A 14,385-nucleotide genomic window follows, 5' to 3' on the forward strand; every position below is an offset into this window, starting at 1 on the left:
CCAGTTTGCGCAGCGCTAAGAGGGGATCGCCTTGGAGTTATGACAGATGGCGACTGAAAGGCAGCTTAGCCCAGTTCAAGAAAATTGCAGGGCTATTGGTCGGCAGGTGCGACACTGAGTCGCATGCGTTTGGAGAGGAGCCGGCGATCCGTGAATGATCGCCGGCAAAGCGGGGGTTACTGCTTCTCGCTCTGGCTCAGTTTCAGCACGTAAGCGGCGAGCAGGTGGGCCTTGTCGTTACCCAGGAAATCTTCCTGGGCCGGCATGTTACCGCTGCGACCATAACGGATGGTCTGTTGCAGTTGGGCGAAGCTGCTGCCGTAGATGAACGCGCTCGGACGAGTCAGGTCCGGTGCGCCCAGAGCGGCGGTGCCCTTGCCGTCGGCACCGTGGCAGGCGAAGCAGGTGGTGGAGAATATCTTCTCACCTGCGGCGATATCCGCCACTTCACCTTCCGGCAGTTCGCGACCGCCTAGTCGGGTCAACACATAGGCTGCAGCGTTGCGTACGCCATCTTCGCCGATCACCGCGCCCTGCGGGGGCATCATGCCATGGCGTCCTTTGAGGATGGTGGTCTTGATGGTGTCTGCATCACCGCCCCAGCGCCAGCTGTCGTCAGCCAGATTAGGGAAGCCGTAGCTGCCCTTGGCGTCGGAACCGTGGCATACCGAGCAGTTGGACGCGAACAGGCGACCGCCCATTTTCAGCGCTTGCTCGTCCTTGGCCACTTCTTCGATGGGCATGGCGGCGAACTTGGCGAAGATCGGGCCGTACAGCTCATCGGCGCGATCCATCTCACGTTGCCACTGGTTGACCTGAGTCCAGCCGTCCTCGTAGCCCGGCAGCAGGCCCTTGAAGTTGCCCAAGCCTGGATAGAGCAGCAGGTAAGCCGCACCGAACACCAGGGTGCCGAGGAACAGCATGAACCACCACTTCGGCAGCGGGTTGTCATACTCCTCGATGCCATCGAAGGCATGGCCCATGGTTTGCTCGGTCGGGTTCTTGTGCACTTCGCTCTTGCGGGTAGCGAAAATCAGCCAGAACAGCGCGATCAGCGTGCCCAGGGTGAGCAGGGTGATGTATAGGCTCCAGAAGGCTGTCATGCTTCATTACTCCAGACATCGGGCTTGTCGTCGGCGAACGGCAGGTTGGCCGCTGCGTTGAACTCGTCGCGGCGGTCGCCGCTGTAAGCCCAGAAGGTGACTGCGGTGAAGGCGATCAGTACCAGTGCGGTACCCAAGCCGCGCAACGTACCCACATCGATGAATTCGAACATGGCCCTTACCTCTTGTTCTTCACGGCGGTGCCGAGCACCTGGAGGTAGGCAACCAGCGCGTCCATCTCGCTCTTGCCCTTGACCGCGTCACTGGCACCGGCGATGTCGTCTTCGCTGTAGGGCACGCCAAGGGTGCGCAGGGCACTCATCTTCTTGGCGGTGTCCTTGCCGTCGAGAATGCCTTCCACCAGCCAGGGATAGGCGGGCATCTTCGACTCAGGTACGACGTTGCGCGGGTTGTACAGGTGGGCGCGGTGCCACTCGTCCGAGTAGCGGCCACCGACACGGGCCAAATCCGGACCGGTACGCTTGGAACCCCACAGGAAGGGGTGATCCCAGACGCTCTCGCCGGCTACCGAGTAGTGGCCGTAGCGCTCGGTTTCGGCACGGAACGGGCGGATCATCTGCGAGTGGCAACCGACACAGCCTTCGCGGATGTAGATGTCGCGACCTTCCAGTTGCAGAGCGGTGTAGGGCTTGAGGCCTTCGACCGGTTCGTTGGTGACGTCCTGGAAGAACAGCGGAACGATCTGGGTCAGACCACCGATGCTGACCGCCAGGATCATCACCAGGGCCATCAGGCCGATGTTCTTCTCGAGAATCTCGTGTTTCATCAGTGGGCTCCTTCTACCGAGAACTGCGCAGCGGCTTCCATCTCGGTCGACTCGGCGCTACGCACGGTCAGCCAGACGTTCCAGGCCATCAGCAGCATGCCGCTGAAGAAGATGGCGCCGCCGATGACCCGCACGATGAAGCCGACATGGCTGGCTTCCAGCGCTTCGACGAAGGAATAGGTGAGGGTGCCGTCTTCGTTGACTGCGCGCCACATCAGGCCCTGAGTGATGCCGTTGACCCACATCGAGGCGATGTACAGCACGGTGCCGATGGTGGCCAGCCAGAAGTGGCCGTTGATCAGACCGATGCTGTGCATCTGCTCGCGACCGAACACTTTCGGGATCAGGTGATACAGCGAGCCGATCGACACCATGGCCACCCAGCCGAGCGCGCCAGCGTGTACGTGGCCGATGGTCCAGTCGGTATAGTGGGACAGGGCGTTGACGGTTTTGATGGCCATCATCGGGCCTTCGAAGGTGGACATGCCGTAGAAGGCCAGGGAGACCACCAGGAAGCGCAGGATCGGGTCGGTGCGCAGCTTATGCCAGGCGCCGGAGAGGGTCATCATGCCGTTGATCATGCCGCCCCAGCTCGGTGCCAGCAGGATCAGCGACATCACCATGCCGAGGGACTGGGCCCAATCCGGCAGTGCGGTGTAGTGCAGGTGGTGCGGGCCGGCCCAGATGTACACGGCGATCAATGCCCAGAAGTGGACGATCGACAGGCGATAGGAGTAGACCGGACGTCCGGCCTGCTTGGGCACGAAGTAGTACATCATGCCCAGGAAGCCGGCGGTCAGGAAGAAGCCCACGGCGTTGTGGCCGTACCACCACTGGATCATCGCATCGGTCGCACCTGCGTACAGCGAGTAGGACTTGGTCAGCGTGACCGGAATCTCCATGTTGTTGACCAGGTGGAGGATCGCCACGGTGAGAATGAAACCGCCGAAGAACCAGTTGCCCACATAGATGTGGCTGACCTTGCGTTGCATGACGGTGCCGAAGAAGACGATGGCGTAGGACACCCACACGATGGTGATGAGAATGTCGATCGGCCACTCAAGCTCGGCGTATTCCTTGGAACTGGTCCAACCCAGGGGCAGGGTGATGGCTGCGAGCAGGATCACCAGTTGCCAGCCCCAGAAGGTGAAGGCAGCGAGCTTGGGTGCGAACAGCGTGGTCTGGCTGGTGCGTTGCACCGCGTAGTAGCTGGTGGCGAACAAGGCGCAGCCACCGAAGGCGAAGATCACCGCATTGGTGTGTAGCGGGCGGAGCCGGCCGAAGCTGGTCCAGGGTAGGTTGAAGTTCAGTTCGGGCCAGGCCAGCTGGGCGGCGATGAATACGCCGAGTCCCATGCCGACGATGCCCCAAACCACCGTCATAATGGCGAACTGGCGAACCACCCTGTAGTTGTAGGCGGAACGGGTTGTTGTGTTCATGTCTGGGCTTCCATCCACGGTTATGGCAGAGCGGCCGATATCCGTGGCACCCCTAGGCATGAGCAGGCCATGAACACCACGGATATCGACGCGAGGCAAGCATGAGCAAAGGGCCATCTGGGTTTATTGACGCCGGTCAATGTGAGCAGGGGCAGCCCTGGCGGTGGGACGAACCGCCGCAGGCGGCAACGGCCACTCTGATCCTGGCGCATGGGGCAGGCGCACCGATGGATAGCCCGTTCATGCAGTGCATGGCGCAAGGGCTGGCAACGCGGGGCGTGCGCGTGGTGCGCTTCGAGTTCGCCTACATGGCCCAGCGCCGTGTGGATGGACGCAAACGGCCGCCCAATCCGCAGGCGCAACTGCTGCAGCAATGGCGTGAGGTGCATGTCCAGGTGCGCCAACGGGTCGCAGGGCCACTGGCGATTGGCGGCAAATCCATGGGGGGGCGCATGGCCAGTCTGCTCGTCGATGAATTGGGGGCGGATGCTCTGGTTTGCCTGGGCTACCCTTTCTATGCCGCCGGCAAGCCGGAAAAACCCAGAGTCGTGCACCTGGCCGAACTGCGCACGAAGACCCTGATCGTGCAGGGCGAGCGCGATGCACTGGGTAACCGCGAGGCCGTCACCGGCTACAGCTTGTCGGCGGCCATCGAGCTGCACTGGCTGGCTGCAGCCGATCATGACCTCAAGCCGCTGAAGGCTTCCGGCTTCACACACGAGCAGCATCTCGAAACCGCGGTGCAGGTCGTCGCGGAGTTTCTCGGAGCAAGCTGACGGGGCGTATTGGCTCACGCAGCCCGGATGAAATCCGAGAGATCCGTAGCGAATGATCCGCGGAGGCTGAGTGCTTTATTTAGCGGTAAGGCCGTTGCAAAAGCGGTTGCGCTTGACCGAGTGGTCACGCAATGTGACATCTGAGCACTTGGCCTGTAGGGCTGTATTACAGGCGTTTTGCCTCTATCGAGCCTCGGCCAGGCGTAAGAATGGCCGGCGCTGCCACGCAATGGGGCGGCGCTTCATGACAGAAAGATTTATGCGCACCGATTCGGTGCATTTTGTTTGGGTGTTGTTGGTATGTATTTGAAATTGAAGGATTAATTTCTCTGGCTCGGGCCTTGCAGAGGATGCTGCAAGTCCGGGTGACAAGGAGTACGGCATGGCCCGCACCTTTTATGACGAGATGTATGACGCGAGCGGCGCTGTCCGCCCGCACTATCGGGAGTTCGCCCGCTGGCTGGCGGAAACGCCAGAAGACCTGCTGGCCCAGCGCCGACGCGAAGCCGACCTGCTGTTCCACCGCGCCGGTATCACCTTCACCCTCTACGGTGACGATCAGGGCACCGAGCGCCTGATCCCCTTCGATATCATTCCCCGCTCCATCCCCGCCAGCGAATGGCGCATCGTCGAACGCGGCTGCATCCAGCGGGTGCAGGCACTCAACCTGTTTCTCGCCGACCTCTATCACGACCAGCGCATCATCAAGGCCGGCATCATCCCTGCCGAGCAGGTGCTGGCCAACGAGGGCTACCAGATGGCCATGCAGGGCCTCGACCTGCACCGCGACATCTATGCGCACATCGCCGGGGTCGATCTGGTGCGTGACGGTGATGGCAGCTACTACGTACTCGAGGACAACCTGCGCACCCCCAGCGGCGTCAGCTACATGCTCGAAGACCGCAAGATGATGATGCGCCTGTTCCCCGAATTGTTCGCCGCGCAGCGCGTGGCGCCGGTGGATCACTACCCGAATCTGCTGCTCGACGCGCTGAAGAGTTCCAGCCCCTTGGACAACCCCACGGTCGTGGTGCTGACGCCGGGGCGCTTCAACAGCGCCTATTTCGAGCACGCTTTCCTGGCGCGCGAGATGGGCGTGGAGCTGGTGGAGGGCGCCGACCTGTTCGTCCGTGACGACAAGGTGTACATGCGTACCACCGCCGGTGCGCGTCAGGTGGATGTGATCTACCGCCGCCTCGACGATGCCTTCCTCGATCCGCTGGCCTTCAATCCCGAATCCATGCTCGGCGTCGCCGGCCTACTGTCGGCGTACCGAGCACGCAATGTGGTATTGGCCAACGCCATTGGCACCGGCGTAGCCGACGACAAGTCGGTCTACCCCTATGTCGGCGACATGATCCGCTTCTACCTCGACGAGGAGCCGATCCTCAAGAACGTACCGACCTGGCAGTGCCGCAAGCCCGAGGAACTGTCTCATGTGCTGGCCAACCTGTCCGAACTGGTGGTCAAGGAAACTCAGGGCTCTGGCGGCTACGGCATGCTGGTCGGCCCGGCGGCGAGCAAGGCCGAGATCGAGGCCTTCCGTGAGCGCCTCAAGGCCAAGCCGGAAGCTTATATCGCCCAACCGACGCTGAGCCTGTCGACCTGCCCGACCTTCGTCGAGCGCGGCATCGCCCCGCGTCATATCGATTTGCGCCCGTTCGTGCTGACCGGTCGTGAAACCCGCCTGGTGCCCGGAGGCCTCACGCGTGTGGCATTGCGCGAAGGTTCGCTGGTGGTCAACTCGTCGCAAGGCGGCGGTACCAAGGACACCTGGGTGGTGGAGGACTAATCATGCTCAGTCGTACTGCCTCCGATCTGTACTGGATGTCCCGCTATCTGGAACGTGCGGAAAATCTGGCGCGCATGCTCGACGTCAGCTATTCGCTGTCGCTGATGCCGCAGGACGGCCGTGGCGACGGCCTCGATGAGCTGGCCATGCCGCTGCTGATTACCGGCACTCTGGATGATTATCTGGAGCGTCATGGTCCGCTGCACGCCGAACGCATGCTGCACTTCTTCGCCCTCGATGCGAGCAACCCGGGCAGCATCTACTGCTGCCTGCAGGCGGCGCGCAGCAACGCCCACGCGGTGCGCGGGCGAATCACCGCCGACATGTGGGAGAACATCAACGCCACCTGGCTGGAGATGCGCGGGATTGCCGAGCAAGGCCTGGGACGCTACGGCATCAGCCGTTTCTGCGAGTGGGTCAAGGAGCGCTCGCACCTGTTCCGCGGCGCCACCTTCGGCACCATCATGCGCGGCGAGGCCTATCGCTTCATCCGTCTGGGCACCTTCATCGAGCGCGCCGACAACACCCTGCGCCTGCTCGATGCCCGCTACGAAATGCTCGGCGAAGAGATCGACGAGCTGGAGGAGCGCACCGCGCGCAGCTATTACCAATGGAGCGCACTGCTAAGGGCGCTGTCCTCCTTCGAAGCCTTCGCCGAGATCTACCGCGGCTCACCCCGTACGCGCAAAGTCGCCGAACTGCTGCTGCTGCGTCCGGACGTGCCGCGTTCGCTGCGTGCCTGCATGGAAGAACTCAACCACATGTTGGCCGGTCTACCGGGGGAGAACGGCAGGCCTGCGCAGCGCCTGGCTGCCGAGCTGGATGCGCGGTTGCGCTACACCAGCATCGGCGAAGTGCTCGACGAAGGCCTGCACGCCTGGCTTACCGACTTCATCCTGCTGGTGCGCCAGCTGGGCAACACCATCCATACGTCCTATCTGGAGGTCGCATGAGACTCTCGATCAGTCATGACACCACCTACCGTTACGATGATCAGGTGCGCGCGAGCATTCAGTATCTGCGCTTGACCCCGCATGACAGCGAGCGCCAGCAGGTACTTAGCTGGCAGCTCGATCTGCCGCGCCCGGTGCACGCCCAGATCGACCCCTACGGCAACATCCTGCACGTGCTGACCCTGGACGAGCCGCACGAGTCCATCGTCATCGGTGCACGTGGCCAGGTGGACATCGATGAAACCTGCGAAGCCGAGCACGAGCGCCAGTCTGCGCTGCCTTTCCTGCGCTTCACTCGTCTGACCCAGGCGGACGATGCCATCCGTGAGTTCGCTGCGCAGCACGGCAAGGCGCATAGCGATCGCAACGGTCTGATCGACTTGATGCATGCACTGAATGCCCACATCGCCTATCAGCCGGGGGTGACTGAAGTCGACACCAGCGCTGCGGAAGCCTTTGCCGGTCGTCGTGGTGTCTGCCAGGACCACACCCACGCCTTCCTCGCCTGCGCCCGGAGTCTGGGTGTACCGGCGCGCTACGTGTCCGGTTATCTCTACACCGATGACTCCGAACACCTGGCCAGCCATGCCTGGGCCGAAGCCTGGGTGGGCGATGCCTGGTATAGCTTCGACGTGACCAACTGCCTGGCACGTCCGGAGCGCCACCTCAAGCTGGCAGTCGGTTTGGACTATCTCGATGCCTGCCCGGTGCGTGGCATGCGCCGTGGCGGTGGCTGCGAGCAGATGCATGCACAGGTGCAGGTGGCGCCGTTGCTGCAGGTGCGGCAACAGTAAGGCGCTGTGGGCCTTTCGTAGGGTGCGCCGTGCGCACCTCGGTACCAGTCAAGTCCCGGTGCGCACGGCGCACCCTACCCGAATCGTTCTACAGATTGGGGTTGTTCCTGCGCTGGGCCATATGCTCCAGGTAAGCAATCAATCGCTCCAGTTCGGTCGACGGCAAGACCTGCTCGCTGAACCCCGGCATGCGCCCCTGCGGCCAGCGCCGCAGGCTCTGCGGGTTGCGGATGTACTGGCGTAGAAAGTCACCGGTGAAATATTCGGTCGGGTTGTGCGGAATGTTCAGGTCGGGGCCGAACTCGGAGTCACCCGCGCCATTGAGGCGGTGGCAGGTCATGCAATTCTTCTGGAACAGGGCGAAGCCGGCCTGCACATCGCTGCTGGCGTCGCTGGCCGGGAGCAGGGCAGGAAAGCGTTTCGCTACCGACGCCAATTGGCGAATGCTGGCGACCTGAAAAGGCCATTGCTCCGGACCTATCTGGCTGGCAGTCGGATCGGTCCAGACCAGATAGAACGGCCCGGCGCTGGCTTTACCCTGGCCGAGTGGCGGCCAGGGGTGGCGAGGGTCTTCGATGGCCAGCCAGGCCTTGGCGCCTTCACTGGCAAGCAAGATGGCTGCGGGTAGCTCGGCGGCGAAGCCATCCTGAGCAATAGCCTGCAAATGGTCACCCGGCGTTACACCCTCCAACAGCACGCTGATGGGTACGGCGCGATAGTGCATGGTGCGTTTGTAGCTGACGTCCTCGGCGATTTCGATATCGCGGGCCTGAGGGTGATTCAGCAGTTGACTGCTGCTCCAGCTACGTTTGCTTTCGTTCAATTGCACGTCGAGTTCGGCAGCCTGCACCCAGCAGCTCAGAGTGAGCAGGGCGATCAGCAGTGCCTTCACTCGACGTTCTCCAGCAGGGGCAGGAGATCTTCGTAAGCGCCGGCGTTGATTACCTGGCTGTAGCCCATCTCTTCCAGTGTTTGCTGCGCGAGTGACGAGCGGCGACCGCTGCGGCAATAGAGCACCAGAGGACGATCCTTGTCGGGGGCTACGCTGGCGATCTGTTGCGCTATCTCTTCATGGCCAATGCGGATGGCGCCAGGCAGGGCGCCGTCGCTAAATTCCTCCGCGCTGCGCACGTCGATCAGCAGACTGTCGTCACGTTTCAGCAGGTCGAGGGCGGCAGATTGGTTTACGTCGCCTGCCTGGACGCCGAAAGCGCCGAGCAGGCTTGCAAGGAAAAGAATGGCGAGGCGCATGTCCGGCTCCGGAGTAGAGAGATAACGCTCTATCTTTGCCTGAGGTCGGCGCTGCGTCTAGCAAGCCGTGAAGAACTGCCTCGGCGTTGGCCTAGAGTCTCGCCCGCTCTGTGCCGAGCACACCACGGCGTCTGCACAGAGTCGGGGCATCCAGAGTTAGCTGACCAGACGGGTCAGATTGGGAAGGATCAGTATGACCGCCGTGGCGAAAAGTATGACGCCAGCCTGACGGTATTTCGGCTGCTTCAACATGGTCATATGCCTTTTGTTGTTATTGATCTGGCGTTGGACGCCCACTGTGTTGTCTGGTTGCCCGTTGCCAGGGCGTGATCCTGAATCACCGCCCCGGCATGACCCAGCAGCGGCTCCTTGCACCATTTTTTGCGTCGGTACACGACTAACTCTAGGGGCGCCATCGCAGATTCCTTAGATGACTTGGTTGCAAGTGGCCTGCTGCTAGGAAACTCGAGCTATGAATACTGGCCTGCCAAGCGTCGTATGCCTTGAGGCAGACACTCCGTTGCTTCTCGCCGTCGGACGACGAACAAACGACCGTTCGTCTGAGCTCAGGTGTCAATGGCGCTGAGCGCTTCGGTCATTGAGCCGCACGGCCTCGGCGCTATGGTAGGCAAGCTCAATATGAACATGCGTGGTCGGGACAACCTGTTCCGCCAGCGCCGTATTAGTCTCCGAGGACGCCATGACCGAAGCATATATTTTCGACGCGGTGCGCACGCCGCGTGGCAAGGGCAAGAAGGACGGCGCGCTGTACAGCGTCAAGCCCGTACAACTGGTTTCCGGGCTGCTGAATGCTCTGCAGGCACGCAATGATCTGGACACCAGCCAAGTGGATGACATCGTCCTCGGCTGCGTCACGCCAGTGGGTGATCAGGGTGCCGATATCGCCAAGACCGCCGCCATGGTCGCGGACTGGGACGTCAGCGTCGCGGGCGCGCAGCTCAACCGCTTCTGCGCTTCGGGCCTGGAGGCGGTGAATATCGGCGCGATGAAGGTGCGCTCCGGCTTCGAGGATCTGGTGGTGGTCGGTGGTGTGGAGTCAATGTCGCGTGTGCCCATGGGCTCCGACGGCGGCGCCTGGGTGATGGATCCGGAAACCAACATGCACAGCAACTTCGTGCCGCAGGGCATCGGTGCCGATCTGATCGCTACCCTCGAGGGCTTCAGTCGCGCCGATGTCGATGCCTTCGCCCTGCGCTCACAGCAGAAGGCCGCGCGTGCCAGCGGCAATGGTTCGTTCGCCAAGTCGCTGGTGCCGGTTACTGATCAGAACGGCATCGTGCTGCTTGAGCATGACGAATTCATTCGTGGCGACTCCACCCTCGAAGGCCTGGGCAAATTGAAGCCCAGCTTCGAGATGATGGGACAGATGGGCTTCGATTCCACCGCGCTGCGCGTATACAGCCATGTCGAGCGTATCGAGCATGTGCACACGCCGGGCAATAGCTCCGGCATCGTCGATGGCGCCGCCTTGATGCTGATGGGCTCGGCAGCCAAGGGCAAGGAACTGGGCTTGAAACCGCGTGCGCGTATCGTCGCCACGGCAGTGACCGGCACCGACCCGACCATCATGCTCACTGGCCCGGCGCCGGCCACGCGCAAGGCACTGGCCAAGGCCGGGCTGTCCATCGACGACATCGACCTGTTCGAGGTCAACGAGGCTTTTGCCTCGGTGGTGATGAAGTTCATGAAAGACATGGGCGTCAGCGAGGACAAGGTCAACGTTAATGGCGGCTCCATCGCCATGGGCCACCCGTTGGGCGCCACCGGTTGCGCCATCCTCGGCACGCTGCTCGATGAACTGGAAAAGCGCGATCTGCGCTACGGCCTGGCCACGCTCTGCGTCGGCGGTGGCATGGGTATCGCAACGATTATCGAAAGAGTTTGAGGCGGAGATAAGAAGAATGACTGACGCCATCCGTTACGAAAAAGGCCAGGACAATATCGTCGTCCTGACCATGGACATGCCCGGCCAGAGCGCCAACACCATGAACGCGGCGTACCGCGAGACCATGGGGCAGATCGTCGATCGCCTGGAGACGGAGAAGGACTCGCTTGCCGGGGTGATCGTCACTTCGGCGAAGAAGACCTTCTTCGCCGGCGGCGACCTCAATGAACTGATCAAGGTCACTCAGGCCGAGGCCCAGGGTTTCTACGCGATGATCCTGAAGATCAAGGGCCAGCTACGCCGCCTGGAAACCCTTGGCAAGCCGGTGGTGGCCGCCATCAACGGTGCGGCGCTGGGCGGCGGCTGGGAAATCGCCCTGGCCTGCCACCACCGCATCGCCCTCAATGAAGCGCATGTGCAGCTCGGTCTGCCGGAAGTCACGCTGGGCCTGTTGCCGGGCGGTGGCGGAGTGGTACGCATGGTGCGCCTGCTAGGCCTGGAAAAGGCGCTGCCGTATCTGGCCGAAGGCAAGAAGGTGCGCCCGGAGGCGGCGCTCAAGGTCGGTCTGATCCACGATCTGGCCAGCGACCGCGACGAGATGCTGGCCAAGGCCCGCGCCTGGATCGCCGCCAACCCGACCGCCATGCAGCCGTGGGATGTGCAGGGCTACAAGATCCCAGGCGGTACGCCCAGTTCGCCGAACGTGGCGCAGATGCTGGCCATCGCCCCGAGCGTGCTGCGCGACAAGACCAAGGGCTGCTTCCCTGCGCCGGAGAAAATCATGTGCGCGGCCGTCGAAGGTGCGCAGGTCGACTTCGACACCGCGCAGATCATCGAGGCGCGCTACTTCACCGAGCTGACCTGCGGTCAGGTGGCGAAGAACATGATCGGCACCTTCTGGTTCCAGCTCAACGAGATCAATGCCGGCGGCTCGCGTCCACAGGGCTATCCGAAAACCCAGACCAAGAAAGTCGGCGTGCTCGGCGCCGGCATGATGGGCGCCGGTATCGCCTATGTCTCTGCCGCTGCCGGTATCGAAGTGGTGCTCAAGGATGTGTCCGTCGAGGCGGCGGAGAAGGGCAAGAGCTATTCGGCCAAGCTGCTCGACAAGAAGGTCAGCAAGGGTCATATGAGCGCCGAGCAGCGCGAGGCCTTCCTGGCGCTGATCACGGCGACCGACAGCGAGTCGGATTTCGCCGGTTGCGACTTGATCATCGAGGCAGTGTTCGAGGACCGTGCGCTCAAGGGCAAGGTCACCGCCGCCGCCGAGGCCGCTGCGTTGAGCGATGCGGTGATTGCTTCCAACACCTCGACACTACCGATCACCGGCCTGGCCACTGCTGTGGCCAAACCGGAGAAATTCATCGGCCTGCATTTCTTCAGCCCGGTGGACAAGATGCCGCTGGTGGAGATCATCCGGGGTGAGCAGACCAGCGACGAGACGCTGGCGCGTGGTTTCGACTACGTCATGCAGATCAAGAAGACGCCCATCGTGGTCAACGACAGCCGCGGCTTCTTCACCTCGCGGGTGTTCGGTACCTTCACCAACGAAGGTCTGGCCATGCTCGGCGAGGGCGTCAGTGCGGCGATGATCGAGAACGAAGCGCGTAAGGCCGGCATGCCGGTCGGGCCGCTGGCGATCAGTGACGAAGTGTCGATGAGCCTGATGAATCACATTCGTCAGCAGACCATCAGGGATCTGGCCACTGAGGGTAAATCCATTCCCGAGCACCCGGCCTTTGCCGTGATCGACCTGATGCTCAATGAGTACAAACGGCCGGGCAAGGCGGCCGGTGGCGGTTTCTACGACTACCCAGCCGGTGGCAAGAAGCATCTGTGGCCGGAACTCAAGGCACGCTTCGAGAAGGCTGACGCGCAGATTTCGCAAGAGGACGTGCGCGACCGCATCCTGTTCATCCAGGCCATCGAGACGGTGCGTTGTGTGGAAGAAGGTGTGCTGAAGTCGGTGGCCGACGCCAACGTCGGGTCGATCTTCGGTATTGGTTTCGCCGCCTGGACCGGCGGTGCGTTGCAGTTTATCAACCAGTACGGGGTGAAGGACTTCGTCGCGCGTGCCCAGTACCTGGCCGAACAGTACGGCGAACGTTTCCTGCCGCCTGCGCTATTGCTGGAAAAGGCAGCCAAGGGCGAGAGTTTCTAAGGCGCTTTAGGCTCTGTAAAGAAGGCGGCCCAATGGGCCGTTTCTTCTTTGCGGAGAGTCGGCCTCAGGCTGCACGGCACCAGCCCTGCTTGATGCAGACCGCTTCGTGAATCGCCAGCATCTCGCTGTAGCGGGTCGGCATGCGCAGCGTCAGCATGCTGCCGTCATCGAGTTGCAGGGCGGCTTCGGTCTCGAACTGCAAGCCGTCATCCTGCAGGTGAACGTAGGTGACACCATAGGCGTCCAGGCTGAGTTGGCTGTGCATGGCTGTTCTCCTGGCCGCTTTCAGCTGGAACGGATGTCGCGGTCTGCCGGTGCAGTCGGGGCAGGGCGAACCGGAGTAGAAGTCTGGAAGGCGGATGCAGCGGCAAAGCTGGCGAGTGCGGCGTAAATGCTCATGGTGGATTTCCTTCTGTGCGATGAGGGCGACTGCCCGATGTGGTGATAGTCGCCGCAGGCTTGCAATCACAGAAGTGAATGGTGTGCATGGTAACTATCGAAGCGGCTGATAACGCTTCGCCCGGCACCATTGCGGGCATGGTCTGTCAATTTTAATTGACGATTGTTCGCGGCATTGCACAGCGTTCCGAAACGTCGAATATGCGTGGAAATCTGGCTTGGCTATTTCCTTGTGTAGGGGCATGTGTTAAGAAAAACACACAAATCGTTCTCCCTTCGTGCCCACACAGGAAACCCCATGTCACTGCGTATCTGCATCCTGGAAACTGACATCCTCCGTCCCGAACTGGTCGACCAGTATCAGGGCTACGGGCGTATGTTCGAGCAACTCTTCGCTCAACAGCCGGTTGCGGCGCAGTTCAGTGTTTACAACGTGGTGGAAGGGAATTACCCGCCTGACAGCGAGCATTTCGATGCTTACCTGGTGACGGGTAGCAAGGCGGACTCCTTCGGCAGCGACCCATGGATTCAGACCCTCAAGCAATACCTGCTCGAGCGTTACCAGCGCGGCGACAAGCTGCTGGGCATCTGCTTCGGTCACCAGTTGCTGGCGCTGCTGCTGGGCGGCAAGGCCGAGCGGGCAGAGCAGGGCTGGGGCGTTGGGGTGCACAGCTATCGTCTGCAGGGCAAGCCTGAATGGATGAGTCCTGCGCTGGATGACCTGCAACTGTTGATCAGTCATCAGGATCAGGTCACCCGCTTGCCGGAAAAGGCTACGCTGCTGGCTTCCAGTGATTTCTGTCCTATTGGCGCCTACCACATCGAGGATCAGGTGCTGTGCTTCCAGGGGCATCCCGAGTTCATTCACGATTACTCACGGGCATTGCTCGATCTGCGTCAGCAGCACCTGGGAGATGAGATCTATCAGCAAGGGGTGGACAGCCTCAAGCACGCACAGCAAGGCAGTGTGGTGGGCGAGTGGATGATGCGCTTCGTCGCTCAGGGCAAGCAGGCCAAGGCCTGA

General features: G+C 61.8%; 15 protein-coding genes. 7 read left to right on the forward strand and 8 right to left on the reverse strand.

Annotation, left to right across the window (positions count from 1 at the left end; genetic code table 11):
• Positions 1 to 176: 176 nt before the first annotated feature.
• Genes ccoP through ccoN form a run of 4 tightly spaced genes read right to left on the reverse strand, consistent with a single transcriptional unit; the run spans position 177 to position 3,329 of the window.
• On the reverse strand, positions 177 to 1,103 hold the full coding sequence (gene ccoP / locus ACJRW5_RS08130) for a cytochrome-c oxidase, cbb3-type subunit III (protein WP_484570020.1): 927 nt from the start codon (positions 1,101 to 1,103) through the stop codon (positions 177 to 179).
• Positions 1,100 to 1,276, reverse strand: a complete 177-nt coding sequence (locus tag ACJRW5_RS08135) for a cbb3-type cytochrome oxidase subunit 3 (protein ID WP_322981207.1) — start codon at positions 1,274 to 1,276, stop codon at positions 1,100 to 1,102. Before ACJRW5_RS08135 ends, ccoP begins: the two co-directional genes overlap by 4 nt.
• Before the next feature lie 5 nt (positions 1,277 to 1,281).
• Positions 1,282 to 1,890, reverse strand: a complete 609-nt coding sequence (ccoO, locus tag ACJRW5_RS08140) for a cytochrome-c oxidase, cbb3-type subunit II (protein WP_484570021.1) — start codon at positions 1,888 to 1,890, stop codon at positions 1,282 to 1,284.
• Complete coding sequence (gene ccoN, locus ACJRW5_RS08145; protein WP_484570022.1) at positions 1,890 to 3,329, reverse strand: cytochrome-c oxidase, cbb3-type subunit I; 1,440 nt, start codon at positions 3,327 to 3,329, stop codon at positions 1,890 to 1,892. Before ccoN ends, ccoO begins: the two co-directional genes overlap by 1 nt.
• Positions 3,330 to 3,430: 101 nt before the next feature.
• Between ccoN and ACJRW5_RS08150 the strand changes: the two genes are divergently transcribed.
• From ACJRW5_RS08150 to ACJRW5_RS08165, 4 genes are all read left to right on the forward strand, one after another.
• On the forward strand, positions 3,431 to 4,105 hold the full coding sequence (locus ACJRW5_RS08150; RefSeq protein WP_484570023.1) for an alpha/beta family hydrolase: 675 nt from the start codon (positions 3,431 to 3,433) through the stop codon (positions 4,103 to 4,105).
• A gap of 382 nt (positions 4,106 to 4,487) precedes the next feature.
• Complete coding sequence (locus ACJRW5_RS08155) at positions 4,488 to 5,897, forward strand: circularly permuted type 2 ATP-grasp protein (protein WP_484570024.1); 1,410 nt, start codon at positions 4,488 to 4,490, stop codon at positions 5,895 to 5,897.
• A gap of 2 nt (positions 5,898 to 5,899) precedes the next feature.
• Positions 5,900 to 6,850 (forward strand): alpha-E domain-containing protein, encoded by a 951-nt coding sequence (locus ACJRW5_RS08160; RefSeq protein ID WP_484570025.1) that lies wholly within the window; start codon positions 5,900 to 5,902, stop codon positions 6,848 to 6,850.
• Entirely contained in the window at positions 6,847 to 7,644 is a 798-nt protein-coding gene (locus tag ACJRW5_RS08165; protein WP_484570026.1) for a transglutaminase family protein, read from the forward strand. Before ACJRW5_RS08160 ends, ACJRW5_RS08165 begins: the two co-directional genes overlap by 4 nt.
• Before the next feature lie 88 nt (positions 7,645 to 7,732).
• On the opposite strand, the gene ACJRW5_RS08170 is transcribed toward ACJRW5_RS08165, so the two are convergent.
• A complete protein-coding gene (locus ACJRW5_RS08170; RefSeq protein WP_484570027.1) occupies positions 7,733 to 8,536 on the reverse strand; it encodes a c-type cytochrome in 804 nt (267 codons plus the stop codon).
• Positions 8,533 to 8,895: a rhodanese-like domain-containing protein gene (locus ACJRW5_RS08175; protein ID WP_484570028.1), complete on the reverse strand. Its 363-nt coding sequence runs from the start codon at positions 8,893 to 8,895 to the stop codon at positions 8,533 to 8,535. Before ACJRW5_RS08175 ends, ACJRW5_RS08170 begins: the two co-directional genes overlap by 4 nt.
• Before the next feature lie 700 nt (positions 8,896 to 9,595).
• Between ACJRW5_RS08175 and ACJRW5_RS08180 the strand changes: the two genes are divergently transcribed.
• Both ACJRW5_RS08180 and ACJRW5_RS08185 read left to right on the forward strand, forming a co-directional pair.
• On the forward strand, positions 9,596 to 10,801 hold the full coding sequence (locus ACJRW5_RS08180) for an acetyl-CoA C-acetyltransferase (protein ID WP_484570029.1): 1,206 nt from the start codon (positions 9,596 to 9,598) through the stop codon (positions 10,799 to 10,801).
• Positions 10,802 to 10,817: 16 nt separating this feature from the next.
• The gene (locus ACJRW5_RS08185; RefSeq protein WP_484570030.1) at positions 10,818 to 12,962 is read left to right on the forward strand and encodes a 3-hydroxyacyl-CoA dehydrogenase NAD-binding domain-containing protein; all 2,145 of its coding nucleotides are present in this window, start codon (positions 10,818 to 10,820) and stop codon (positions 12,960 to 12,962) included.
• Between the two features lie 64 nt (positions 12,963 to 13,026).
• On the opposite strand, the gene ptrC is transcribed toward ACJRW5_RS08185, so the two are convergent.
• Both ptrC and ACJRW5_RS08195 read right to left on the reverse strand, forming a co-directional pair.
• Positions 13,027 to 13,227 (reverse strand): type III secretion system co-regulatory protein PtrC, encoded by a 201-nt coding sequence (ptrC, locus tag ACJRW5_RS08190; protein ID WP_484570031.1) that lies wholly within the window; start codon positions 13,225 to 13,227, stop codon positions 13,027 to 13,029.
• A gap of 20 nt (positions 13,228 to 13,247) precedes the next feature.
• Positions 13,248 to 13,361 (reverse strand): PA2485 family small membrane protein, encoded by a 114-nt coding sequence (locus ACJRW5_RS08195; protein ID WP_484570032.1) that lies wholly within the window; start codon positions 13,359 to 13,361, stop codon positions 13,248 to 13,250.
• A gap of 298 nt (positions 13,362 to 13,659) precedes the next feature.
• Here ACJRW5_RS08195 and ACJRW5_RS08200 point away from each other — a divergent pair, with 298 nt between their 5' ends.
• Positions 13,660 to 14,385 (forward strand): amidotransferase, encoded by a 726-nt coding sequence (locus ACJRW5_RS08200; RefSeq protein WP_484570033.1) that lies wholly within the window; start codon positions 13,660 to 13,662, stop codon positions 14,383 to 14,385.

Origin of the sequence: Pseudomonas pichavaramensis, from assembly GCF_050473265.1 — a bacterium.
In the GTDB taxonomy this organism is placed as follows: Bacteria; Pseudomonadota; Gammaproteobacteria; order Pseudomonadales; family Pseudomonadaceae; genus Aquipseudomonas.

Excerpts from the sequence above, each read along its gene's own strand:
- ccoP (WP_484570020.1), bottom strand. The coding sequence starts at position 1,103 with ATGACAGCCTTCTGGAGCCTATACATCACCCTGCTCACCCTGGGCACG.
- ACJRW5_RS08135 (WP_322981207.1), bottom strand. The coding sequence starts at position 1,276 with ATGTTCGAATTCATCGATGTGGGTACGTTGCGCGGCTTGGGTACCGCA.
- ccoO (WP_484570021.1), bottom strand. The coding sequence starts at position 1,890 with ATGAAACACGAGATTCTCGAGAAGAACATCGGCCTGATGGCCCTGGTG.
- ccoN (WP_484570022.1), bottom strand. The coding sequence starts at position 3,329 with ATGAACACAACAACCCGTTCCGCCTACAACTACAGGGTGGTTCGCCAG.
- ACJRW5_RS08150 (WP_484570023.1), top strand. The coding sequence starts at position 3,431 with ATGAGCAAAGGGCCATCTGGGTTTATTGACGCCGGTCAATGTGAGCAG.
- ACJRW5_RS08155 (WP_484570024.1), top strand. The coding sequence starts at position 4,488 with ATGGCCCGCACCTTTTATGACGAGATGTATGACGCGAGCGGCGCTGTC.
- ACJRW5_RS08160 (WP_484570025.1), top strand. The coding sequence starts at position 5,900 with ATGCTCAGTCGTACTGCCTCCGATCTGTACTGGATGTCCCGCTATCTG.
- ACJRW5_RS08165 (WP_484570026.1), top strand. The coding sequence starts at position 6,847 with ATGAGACTCTCGATCAGTCATGACACCACCTACCGTTACGATGATCAG.
- ACJRW5_RS08175 (WP_484570028.1), bottom strand. The coding sequence starts at position 8,895 with ATGCGCCTCGCCATTCTTTTCCTTGCAAGCCTGCTCGGCGCTTTCGGC.
- ACJRW5_RS08180 (WP_484570029.1), top strand. The coding sequence starts at position 9,596 with ATGACCGAAGCATATATTTTCGACGCGGTGCGCACGCCGCGTGGCAAG.
- ACJRW5_RS08185 (WP_484570030.1), top strand. The coding sequence starts at position 10,818 with ATGACTGACGCCATCCGTTACGAAAAAGGCCAGGACAATATCGTCGTC.
- ptrC (WP_484570031.1), bottom strand. The coding sequence starts at position 13,227 with ATGCACAGCCAACTCAGCCTGGACGCCTATGGTGTCACCTACGTTCAC.
- ACJRW5_RS08195 (WP_484570032.1), bottom strand. The coding sequence starts at position 13,361 with ATGAGCATTTACGCCGCACTCGCCAGCTTTGCCGCTGCATCCGCCTTC.
- ACJRW5_RS08200 (WP_484570033.1), top strand. The coding sequence starts at position 13,660 with ATGTCACTGCGTATCTGCATCCTGGAAACTGACATCCTCCGTCCCGAA.